The sequence below is a fragment of the Streptomyces sp. NRRL S-646 genome (genome assembly GCF_000720765.1).
In the GTDB taxonomy this organism is placed as follows: domain Bacteria; phylum Actinomycetota; class Actinomycetes; order Streptomycetales; family Streptomycetaceae; genus Streptomyces.
In genome coordinates, this window is the sequence record NZ_JODC01000023.1 from 102,561 (window position 1) to 113,398 (window position 10,838).

7 protein-coding genes and 4 pseudogenes are annotated in these 10,838 nt (G+C 66.5%); 8 read left to right on the forward strand and 3 right to left on the reverse strand.

The features are described from left to right. The first annotated feature begins 215 nt into the window (after positions 1–215). The 5 genes and pseudogenes from IH68_RS0142280 to IH68_RS59990 form a co-directional block, all read left to right on the forward strand. Positions 216–1,616 carry a hypothetical protein gene (locus IH68_RS0142280; protein ID WP_159403828.1) on the forward strand — a complete coding sequence of 467 codons (1,401 nt, stop codon included), beginning with the start codon at positions 216–218 and terminating at the stop codon, positions 1,614–1,616. 52 nt (positions 1,617–1,668) lie between these two features. Beyond that, the gene (locus IH68_RS0142285) at positions 1,669–2,157 is read left to right on the forward strand and encodes a GNAT family N-acetyltransferase (protein WP_030947125.1); all 489 of its coding nucleotides are present in this window, start codon (positions 1,669–1,671) and stop codon (positions 2,155–2,157) included. Between the two features lie 135 nt (positions 2,158–2,292). Next, positions 2,293–5,050 (forward strand): annotated as a pseudogene (locus tag IH68_RS50760) (RHS repeat-associated core domain-containing protein); the annotation flags it as partial. 467 nt (positions 5,051–5,517) lie between these two features. After that, positions 5,518–6,110, forward strand: a pseudogene (locus IH68_RS54310) (ISAzo13-like element transposase-related protein); the annotation flags it as partial. A 623-nt stretch (positions 6,111–6,733) separates the two neighbouring features. Beyond that, a pseudogene (locus tag IH68_RS59990) lies at positions 6,734–7,194 on the forward strand (hypothetical protein); the annotation flags it as partial. Between the two features lie 177 nt (positions 7,195–7,371). Here IH68_RS59990 and IH68_RS0142305 read toward each other — a convergent pair. Together IH68_RS0142305 and IH68_RS0142310 are read right to left on the reverse strand one after the other, a co-directional pair. After that, complete coding sequence (locus tag IH68_RS0142305) at positions 7,372–7,824, reverse strand: hypothetical protein (protein ID WP_063763590.1); 453 nt, start codon at positions 7,822–7,824, stop codon at positions 7,372–7,374. Positions 7,825–8,113: 289 nt separating this feature from the next. After that, entirely contained in the window at positions 8,114–8,833 is a 720-nt protein-coding gene (locus tag IH68_RS0142310; protein WP_051833990.1) for an SDR family NAD(P)-dependent oxidoreductase, read from the reverse strand. A gap of 88 nt (positions 8,834–8,921) precedes the next feature. Between IH68_RS0142310 and IH68_RS0142315 the strand changes: the two genes are divergently transcribed. The 3 genes and pseudogenes from IH68_RS0142315 to IH68_RS58665 all read left to right on the forward strand — a co-directional run. After that, positions 8,922–9,530, forward strand: a complete 609-nt coding sequence (locus IH68_RS0142315; RefSeq protein ID WP_030947138.1) for a TetR/AcrR family transcriptional regulator — start codon at positions 8,922–8,924, stop codon at positions 9,528–9,530. A gap of 167 nt (positions 9,531–9,697) precedes the next feature. Beyond that, a complete protein-coding gene (locus tag IH68_RS0142320) occupies positions 9,698–9,892 on the forward strand; it encodes a hypothetical protein (protein WP_030947140.1) in 195 nt (64 codons plus the stop codon). Positions 9,893–10,221: 329 nt separating this feature from the next. Then, positions 10,222–10,548: pseudogene (locus IH68_RS58665) on the forward strand (IS5/IS1182 family transposase); the annotation flags it as partial. Here IH68_RS58665 and IH68_RS58670 read toward each other — a convergent pair. Further along, a partial coding sequence (locus IH68_RS58670) for an ATP-binding cassette domain-containing protein (RefSeq protein ID WP_030947142.1) occupies positions 10,481–10,838 on the reverse strand: 358 nt, incomplete at its 5' end. The pseudogene IH68_RS58665 and the gene IH68_RS58670 overlap by 68 nt on opposite strands.

The following is a 10,838-nucleotide window of genomic DNA, read 5'->3' on the forward strand; positions in this document are numbered from 1 at the left end:
CGCGCGACGGGCAACCGGACCTCTGCGACGGCTGCTACCAGGGCCCCGACGCGACCTGTTCGTTTTGCAGCCGGGTCCGCCCCTGCGCCAGCCGTGACGAACAGGGACAGCCAGTCTGCGCCACCTGCTATCAGCGTCATCGCACCGGCGAGCCGTGCGCCCGCTGCGGCCGGACCAAACCGGTCAACACCCGTTGGCCGATCGGGCCGGTCTGCGTGACGTGCTACACCGCCGTGCTCCGCTCACCGGCCGAGTGCCCGCGCTGCGGCATGGTCCAGCCACTGATCGCGCGGGATGACGACGGCGCCGAGGTCTGCGGACCATGTGTCGGATTCGCCGCCGACTACACCTGCAAGCAGTGCGGCCGGGCCGGCAATCCTCACAGCCGCGGCCGATGCGCTCACTGCGTCCTCGCCGAGCGGGTCAACGCCCTGCTGGCCGGGCCCGACGGCACGGTCGCCCCGCAGCTGGAACCGCTCGCGGCCGCGCTGGCGGACGCTCCCTCGCCGTTCCCCGCCATTCAGTGGCTCAAGGAGAGCCCGAACACCAAGCTCCTCGCTCGGCTGGCGTCCGAAGGGCACGAGCTCAGCCACCAGCTGCTGGATGAGCTCCCGCCCAGCCGGAACCAGCGCTACGTCCGCCAACTCCTCGTCCACACCCGCGTCTTGGAGGAACGCAACGAGGACCTCGAACGCATCCCGGGCTGGCTGGAGCACGAGCTTGCGGACAAGCCGGCCGCGCACGCCAGCCTCGCCCGTCCGTTCCTGAACTGGTTCCTGCTCCGACGCGCCCGCCAACGGGCCGCCATGCGCCGCCACCCTGCCTCCGCCGACCGTGACCTGCGGCGCCGCGTCAGCGTGGCCCTGGACTTCCTGCCCTTGATGGACCAACGCGGCCTGGCTCTCGCCGACCTTGCCCAGGAGCACATCGACGACTGGATCGCCGGGGCCACCAGCCAGCGGCGCTACCTGATCCGTTATTTCCTGAAGTGGACCACGAGCCGTCGGCTCACCCGCGAACTGACCGTCCCCTCCATCCCGAGCCAGGAGCCCCAGGACCTGCTCGACGACGACGATCGCTGGCAGCTCCTCCAACGCTGCCTGATGGACGATGCCTTGCCGACCGACGTCCGGGCCAGCGGCGCGATCACCCTGCTGTTCGGCACGTCCACCGAACGCCTTTGCCACTTGACGTCTGAACACCTCAAGTTCGGTGACAAGCACGCCCACCTGGTCCTGGGCCGCCACCCCGTCCTGCTGCCTCCACGGCTCGCCGAACTCCTTCGGCAACTTGCCGAACAGCCCCAACCGCGGCCGCAGCTCTCACAAGCCCACCCAGGTCCCCAGTGGCTGTTCCCGGGCATGGTCCCGGGCAAGCCGATCTCGACGCACGGCATGACCCAGAAACTCAACCGGCACGGAATCATGGTTCGCACCGCGCGCAACGGGGCGTTGGCCGCCCTCGCTGCTGATCTCCCCGGCCCGATCCTCGCCGACGTGACCGGGATGCACCGCCACACCGCGCTCCGCTGGGTCGCCTACGCCCGACGCGACTGGGCCGGGTACCTCGCAGCCCGGGCAGCAGATGACTCGGCCCCGAGGCGGCTGCCCAAATGATGTTGCGTCTGTCCGGGGTGTCGTGGAGCCTCTCACGCCGGAGGTGGTCACAGTGACCGACATCAGGATCTCCCTGTCCGTGCGCGATCTCACCCACGAAGACCTGCCCTCGTGCGACTGGTCGGGCTCCGCCATGCACGTGAGGCAGATCGCCGAGCAGTTGCGCCGGGCCGAGCGCGGCGAGGTCGACTACCTGGCCGTTTGCGGGCCCTCAGACGTGCCGGTGGCGATCGGCGGCGTCGACTACGTGCTCAAGAGTGGTGCCGGCACGCTCTGGCAGCTCGGTGTCCATCCGGCGCTTCAGTCGTGCGGCATCGGCACCCTGCTGATCAGCTCCGCAGAGGCTCGGATCACAGCCCGTGGTCTGGCGGTGGCCGAACTGGGCGTGGAGGAGAGCAACCCCAGAGCCCGAGCCCTCTACGAGCGATTGGGCTACCGGCCCTACGGCCGTGAGCTGGACTCCTGGGACGTGGAGACCGAAGAGGGCTCGATCAAGCGGTACGAAACCATGTGCACGTTGATGCGCAAGGACCTGACATAGCCAGGGGGTCGCCAACAATCCGAGCGAACATCGGGCGACGCAGCGGCGAAGCAACGGCATGGAAGACGGGGAATAGTGCACGGTCGGAATAACCCCCTCCCGCCAGTAGTCCTCGGCCTGCGCAGCGGCTGCATCTCCACCGGCACGCAGAGCAAGACGGTCACCGTCTACCTGCGAGGAATGAACGGGGACCGGGTCCTTGGCTCGGACGGTAAGACCCCGGACCAGGACGCCCGCAAGACGGTGAAGGTCTCCGGCATCAAGGCCGGCGAGATCACCGACTCCGACCAGTTCGCGGGCTTCACCCGCGAGACCGTCACCTACGACGGCAACAACGAGGTCGGGGGCACGGTCAACGCCCCGTGGTCGAAGCGGACCGCGACCCAGCACAAGTCGTACGCCGACATCGAGGCGTACTACGTCCGCACCGGCGCCACCCATACGCGCACCAACATCACCAGCAAGCTGACCCCGTCCGACCGTGTGCGCACGGTGAAGACCACCTTCGACGACTACGGCATGGCCGAAACCGTCGAAGACCTGGGCGACGACGCCGTCACCGGTGACGAGAAGTGCAACCGCACCTGGTACGCGCGCAATGACGACAAGGGCATCAACTCCCTTGTCTCCCGCACCCGTACGGTGTCCAAGAGCTGCTCCATTGCGGACTCGAGCCTGGACCTTCCGGCGGACTCCACCCGTTCCGGCGACATAGTCGCTGACACCGCTGTCGTCTACGACGACGCCGCGGCGACGACCTGGTCGGCCACCCAGAAGCCGACCAAGGGCGACCCGACCTGGACCGGACGCGCCAAGGGCTACGGCAGCGACGACGCGCCCACCTGGCAGAAGGTCTCGACGACGACGTACGACACGCTCGGCCGCCCGTCCATCACCAAGGACACCAACGGCCTGCAGGTCTCAAAGACGACCTACACGCCTACCGCAGCGGGACCCCTGACGTCGACCGTCGTCGAAAACGCCAAACTGTACAAGTCAACAACCTCGATCGACTTCGCCACGGCCTCGCCGCTCAAAGTCACCGACCCCAACAACAAGGTCACGGAAACCGAGTACGACAGCCTCGGCCGCCTCACCAAGGTATGGCTGCCCAACCGCTCCAAGGTCCTGAACAAGACGCCCAATTACGTCTACGACTACAAGGTCACCAGTACCTCCATGTCCTGGGTGTCCACCAGCACCCTCAAGGGCGACGGATCCGGCTACAACACCAGCTACACCTTCTACGACTCGCTGCTGCGGACCCGGCAGACCCAGTCCCCCACCCCGCAGGGCGGCCGGCTCATCTCCCTGACCCTCTACGACACCCGAGGGCTCGCAGTCAGCCAGCAGTCGGACATCTGGGACAGCACCTCGACTCCCAGCTCCACCGCCGTGGAGACCTCGGAGGGCCAGGCCCCCATCCAGACGGACACGACCTACGACGGCGCAGGGCGTCCGATCAAGGCCGTCACCAAGACACACTCCACCACCCGTTGGACCATCAACACCAGTTACACGGGTGACACGGTCTCCACCAGCGCGCCGAACGGCGGCCAGGCCACGGCCGTCGTCACGGACGCCCTGGGGCAGACGACGGAACGCCGTGATACGCGGGCTCGACCCCGACCGGCACCGGCTACACCACGACCAGATACACGTACACGCCCGCAGGCCAGCAGGAAACCATCACCGGCCCCGACAAGGCCAAGTGGTCGTACACGTATGACCTGTTCGGCCGTCAGGCAACGGCCACGGACCCGGACAAGGGCAAGAGCGCCACCGAGTACAACAATCTCGATCAAGTCGTCAGCACCACCCCCAACGACGACCAGACCAAGAAACTGCTGTACGAGTACGACGATCTCGGCCGCAAGACGGGCATGTGGCAGGTCTCCAAGACCGACACCAACAAGCTCGCGGCCTGGACCTTCGACTCGCTGGCCAAGGGACAGCAGGACACTGCCGTGCGCTACGACGGCGGCGTGACCGGCAAGGCGTCCACGCAGAAGGTCACGGCATACGACGCGCTGTACCGGGCAACTGCCAACCAGCTGATCCTGCCTGACGCCGAACCGCTGGTCGCGGACGGGTACGTGGCCAAGACCTTGTCATTCAGCACGGGTTACAACCTGGATGGCACGGTCAGCCAGACCGCTGCTCCGGCAGTGGGCGGCTTGTCGGCGGAAACGGTCTCCTACACCTACGACGCAACCGGCCACCAACTCACCGCAAAGGGCACAACCGGCTATCTCCAGGGCGCCGCGTTCAGTCCGCAGGGCGACCTGCGCCAGCTCAGCCTGGGCATGGACGGCAGCAGTTCGGCGAAGAAGGCGTACATCACCTGGTCCTACGAGGACGGCACGCGCCGCCTGACTCGGGCTCAGGTCACGGACGATGTACACAGCTACTCGATCCAGGACCTGAACTTCACCCAGGACGACGCGGGCAACGTCAAGTCCATCTTCGACACGAGCACGCAGGGCGGCACAGCGAAGGCTGACTACCAGTGCTTCGACTACGACGGCTACAGCCGACTGACCGAGTCCTGGACCCGAAGACCGCGGACTGTGCCGCTTCCGGCCGCACTATGTCCAACATCGACGGCGCGGCCCCGTACTGGACGTCGTACGCGTACACCGACGGCGGACAGCGCAAGACGGAAACGCAGCACACGTCGTCGGGCGACAAGACCACGACGTACACCTACGACCACACGACGGCTGACGCCAAGCCGCACACGCTGGACAAGACCAGAGGTGCCCGAGCCGGCTCCTACGGATACGACAGCAGCGGCAACACCACCTCCCGACCGGGTCCGAGCGCGCAGCAGGCGCTGGCGTGGAACGCCGAGGGCGACCTGAGCAAGCTCACCGAGAGCACCAAGGAGACCCGACTCACCAGGCAATTGAAGACGGCGATGCGGCAGAGCTGGCTCGTCTTTTGGATTCGGGAGTCGATCCGGATGAAGCTTGTAGCGGAATGACTCTACTGGCCCACGCGATTGACTACGAGAGCGACGTGGCGATTCAGGCTGGCCGCGACATGGGGGTCACGCTCATCGCAGTACTCCTTTGTTATGGGGCGTCACCGCAAAAGGCTACCCTTGAAGGGAAAACCCCGCTCGAGTTGGCTGATGAGTATCAGCATTCGATGGCCAAGAGGCTCCTCATGCGCTTCATCCATTAACCATTTCCCCAAACGTCTCTTCGCTCAATGCTACGTGGCATGAGTTGATCACGCTGTGAGCCTGGACCCACCGTGTGACGTGTGGCCTGTGGGCTTCGAGCGAGCCGACGAAATTGGAGTTGAAGCTCCTGCTTGCGGCGAAGCATGCCGCAATGGCCTCCCTGGCAGCGGGACGAGCGCGGTGATCCGATGTCGCCATTGCTGTGGACGGTGAAGTCGACCCGCACGTTGGCGCGGGAGCTGGCCCGGGCCGGGCACAAAGTCAGTGCAGACACCATCGCCGATCTGCCGCGGGAGGAAGGCTTCAGCCTGCAGGCCAACGCCAAGACCATCGAGGGAAGCCAACATCCAGACCGGGATGCCCAGTTCCGCTATCTCAACGAGCAGGCGGACGCCCGGTGACCAGCCACGAAGTCATCGTCCAGTCCATCGCCGCGACCACCACCCGCACCGGACTACGCGTCATGGCCGAGCTGGACACCAACACCTACCCAACCGGAGTCCGGATCGGCGACGCGGAGATGGCGGCCCTGCCACTGACCCGACACGCCTTCCACGGCGACTGGAACTATGTCCTCCACCCTCAGCCCCGCCCGGTCATCCCAGCACCCCGGGCTCCGCAGAAGCCGGCCCCGGAGTGGGACCACGCTCTACTGTCCGATCCCGCTCTGACCGGTATGTTCCGGCAGCAATTGATCGATCTCACCGAAACTTTGGCCCTCGACGGCGACGTCAAGCGCGGCCGCCCGCCCCGGCTCGCCTTCTTTCTGGCGCGCTTTCTGCCTCGCCCTGCGCCGCGCCGGCTACGACGACGTCCTGAGCATCGAGCACGAGGACGTTCTTGTGGCCCCCGTCGAGGGCGTCACCAAAAACCGTCGACCTCCTGCGCCGCGTCATCCTGCGCGACCCCAGCTCCTACAAGCCCCAGGAGATCTGAGCCGTCCGAAGCCGCACGGAAACAAGTTCCGCGCGACTGGGTCCGCCAGGCCGAGGTCGACCGCGGCGAGCGGGACGACGGGTGACCACCGCCGAGCATGAGGAACTGAGAGTGCGGGATGTGAGCTGATGTCCGTTTCGGGGTTGGGCCTGGGTTTGGGACAATGCTGTTGCTTTACGCGTTCGCGCGTTGAGGCTCCACCCGCGTTCGCTGCAGCGGTCCCTGTCCAAGGAGGGCACGACCTTCAGCGGCGTCGTCGACCGCGTTCGCAGGACTCAGGCCTTGACCTGATCACGGCGGCCGACCTGTCGTTCTCGCGCATCGCGGCCGCGCTGGGAATGCACGAACAGTCCAGCCTCACTCGTGGGTACGTCGCTGGTTCGACACGTCACCTTCCAGACTGCGACGCGCAGCACAGGAGCCGAAAGGCCACTCCCCTTTGATCGACCCATGGCTCCGCCATCGGCTTGTGTCGCGAGGGCGTGCTCCCGCGTTCTCGCCGAGCCCGGCACTGGGCCTGGACCTGTCCTCAGCAGCGACGGTGCCCGGCCCGCGCGCCCCGGGGGCCGAGGTGCCACGGCACGCCTGACCAGAGCCGGGCGCACAGTGGAGGCACGGGGCCGGGCGGGTGCGCCGCTGTGCACCGCGCCACGGTCTACCGGCGTTGGCGCGATGCCGGCGGCCTGCTCGTCGACCTCATTGACGCCTCCGGCGAGATCGACTGGCAGCCGCCGGACACCTGCTCCCTGCGCGGAGACCTGACGGCCCTCAACCAGGAGATCCAGGAGTTGCTAGTCGGCCGTCGTTCACTGTCGCCTGATGGCCGCCTCGTTCCACTGCGAACAGGCCGCGCGGGCTCAGACACAACTATGGACGGACGGGTACGCCAGTGCGAGATCCTCGTCGAGCGAACACGGCTACCGGCCCGGCTTCACCGAGGAGCTGGCTGCATAGGAAGGTCTCCACGAAACCGGCGCACTGACATCGGGACTGATGCTGAACTCGACAGAGACCGCCAACCCGTCCTCGGAGGCCTCCAGCCAATGGAGGCGGTGCGGTGGATCAGCTGCGGAGCCACGCCGGTGCGGTCACTCCCAGTCGCTGTCCGATGGCGCCGTCGCTGTCGGCGCCGTTTCTTGGGCGGCCGCTTGCTTGTTGTGCTCGATGAGGGCCGTGGTACCGGCCACAACTGCAGAAAGAGCCACGGCGGCCGACAGCATGGTCGACTTACGGCTGACGTCGCCCCGCAGGCCCGCGGCCAGGAAAGCGGCGGCATCCACCGAGTCCATGACGATGTTCACCGCAAGAAACTGCTGCTGCTGAGGCCGGGTGAGACCGTCCATCCGTTGCAGTCCAAGCCCGAGAGCAGCGTTGCGGATCGCGAACATCCGCGAATAAGGGATCGCGGGGGTACCGCTGGCCGTGAGCTGGAAAACCCGCGCAGCCAGCCGCGGGGTGAACAAGTGGGTGGCCGCGACGATGAAGCGCCCAGTCGTCAGCGCTCTGCGGGAAGGAACCAGGTGGAGGGGGAATTTGGGCATGGAGAATCCTTTCAATCCGTAACGGGCCGGTCAGTTGTTCAGGATTGGCGGGTCAGGAATTCGACCTGGTCCGCAACGACGGTCGCCGAACCGACCCGCCCCTCCCCGGAGGGCACCAAGCCGCTTCCGCGCCCTCTGCACCGCCCACAGCTGACCCCGGCGAGATCACCAACACAGTCACGGCATTGGCCCTGGGTCGAAACGGCTACTTGCCTTCGGCTTCGCGGGAGATGGGAGCCCACTCGGCCCGCTCGGTGAGGTGTTGCTGGGGGAGGGTTTTCTGTGGGGTTCAGAGCTCGGCGACGACGCGTCGCAGTGTGCCCGGCGCGATGCGCAGCATGGCGGGCATGACTTTCGTCTGACCGGGGAATGCCATGTTCCGCCCCCGCCGAAGAGCCTTCATCGTGACCGCCGCCACCTGCTCGGGAGTCAGTTTCTTCCCCGTGGCTTCGGCGTTCATGGGCGTGTCCGTAGACGGTGGGAGGACCTCGAGGACATGGGTGCCCTGCGGGGCGAGTTGACGGCGCAAGCCGTCCGCAAAGCCGTGCAGGCCGGCCTTCACCGCGCCGTGGGTGGGCGCGCGAGTGGGCGAGACCAAAGCGAACCCCGAGGTGATGAATACGATCGCGTCGGGCGATGGCCATCGCTCGAGCACTTCACCCGTCAAGTGGATGGGGGCGGTGAGATTCAACGCCACCTCGTCATCGAGAGTCGCATTGGGGTTCTTGCCGGCGGCATAGTCTCGTTCCTCGAACGTACCGGCGTTGTTGACCAACACGTCCAGACGCCCAAAGCGATCAGCGACTGCTTGCAGCAACGCTGCCCGGTCAGCTGCGTTCGTCACATCAGCCTGCACGGCCAGCGCCTGCGGGTGCGCCTGCGCGAATCGGTCAAGCGCAGCCTGCGAACGTCCGCAAACGACGACAGACGCCCCGAGTTCCACGAAGGATTGCGCGAGGCTCAAGCCGATGCCTGAGGTTCCGCCAGTGATGAGTACGGTCTGTGACATGTTGCCACCTCTCCGTTTACCGTACCGATTGGTACGAAACACGCTAGCACATCCGTACCGATCGGTACCGAAGGGGTAGGATGAAGAAATGCGCTCGACGACACCGGTCCCTCCTGGCAGGCCCCGCGCGTTCGACATCGACGAGGCACTCGATCGTGCAGTCCTGGTGTTCTGGTCAAAGGGTTTCGAGGGCTCCAGCCTTGACGACCTCACCGAAGCGATGGGTATCAGCCGCCCAAGCCTGTACAGGGCGTTCGGCAGCAAAGAAGACCTCTTCTACAAGGCGCTGGAGCGGTACACCGAGGGCTTGACCTCCTACTTCGCTCGAGCTCTGGCAGAGCCCACAAGTCGAGCAGTGGCTACTGCTGTGCTCCACGGGACGGTCGAGGCGGCAACCATGCCGGGGTTGCCCACGGGCTGTCTTGGCGTGCAGGGTGCGTTGGCTACCGGGGATGAGAGCCGCCAAGTCCGAGACGCACTCATCGCATGGCGTGAGGAGGGGATAGCCCACTTGACGCGCCGGTTTCAACAGGCAGTGGACGCCGGTGACCTTCCGCCTTCCACAGATCCTCATCTGCTTGCGCTCTACCTGAGAACAGTCGCCAATGGGATCGCCGTCCAGGCCGCGAGTGGTAGTTCCCGCCCTGAGCTGCTGCAGGTCGCGAACCTCGCGTTGGGCAGCTGGCCAAAGCTGTAGTCAGCTAGTTGGCCCGGGATCTGCGCACGTACTTCGACTTTCTGTGGTTCGCGCGAGGCCGGCGTGACTGGCGCGACGCGTCCATGGATGACCAGGCGACGTACGAGTGGTGGAGTCGTCGCGACGAGCGTGGACCTCGTCTGTAAGACACGAGCTGGGACCGGGAGGTGTCCACGGTCAACGGGCTCACGGAACCGCCGCGACGGGTGGAGGAGCTGCGGGTGCGTCACCTGGAGCGGTACCTGATGTCGACGCGGCAGACGTGCGGGGAGAAGTCAGCCCGCCGGAACCTGTACGAGGAGGCCATCCGCCAGCCGGCCATCGAAAACGACGCCCTGCGCAGTGAGTGGTGTGCATCGTGAAGTAGCAGGTCGCGGGCCTGGTGTGCGGCGGCGTCGGGGTGCTCACGCTGGTTGTGGGCGGGTGACTTGGGTGGAGATCGTCGGTCAGCGGGCGACTTCCCGGTTCGTCAGGACCAGCAGGGCCCGCACCTGCGCTTGGTAGGCTACCGGACCCTCCACGACCGCATCACCGAGGCGGTCGAGATCATCACTGCCGAAGCCAAGCGCCCCTCCACCGCCCGACCCGGCACGATGGCGTAACTGGAGGCCCCTCGGCGGCAGTTGAGTTTGGTGCGAAGAAAAACAACAGTCTCGCCGAGGGCCCCGATGGTCTTGTCTGCACCGCCCGCCTGCCGCTGTCGAGCGCCACCTTGAAGTGGCTCGCCGACCTCATCCGCAGCCACCTGAGGAAGATCGGATCGCGGTGGCGGGCCCTGCCCGCGGGGAAGATCGCGGGCATCGTGCTGGCTGTGCTGCGCTGTGACCAGCGGCCCGGCGACCCGGCCGGCGGGAACGGGGTGCACCGCATCGCGGTGTCACGGTGGGTGCGGGAAGTTGTCGGGCTGCTGGCCGCCCGCGCCCCGCGCCTGGACCGCGCGCTGAAGAAGATCACCCGATCGGGTGGCGGGATGGTACTGCCGGACGGCTCTTTGATCCGCACCCGCCGCCGCAGAGGAGGTTGATGCAGCGCATCAAGGTGGTCTTGCCGCCTCCGCTCTGCCCGATGACGCTGACGATGCGGCCGCGGTCGACCTCCAGGTTCACGTCGTCGAGCACCAGGCGGTCGTCGAAGGACTTGAGCAGGTCGACCAGCATGGTGTTGGTGCCGGGCAGGGCCTGGCGTACGGCCTGCGGCAGGACGACATGGGCGAAGATGCCCGCCTTGCCCAGTCCGAGCGCCTCGCCCGCCTCGGTCTGTCCGGCGTGCACGCCGCTGATCGCGGCACGGAAGATCTCGGACAGGTAG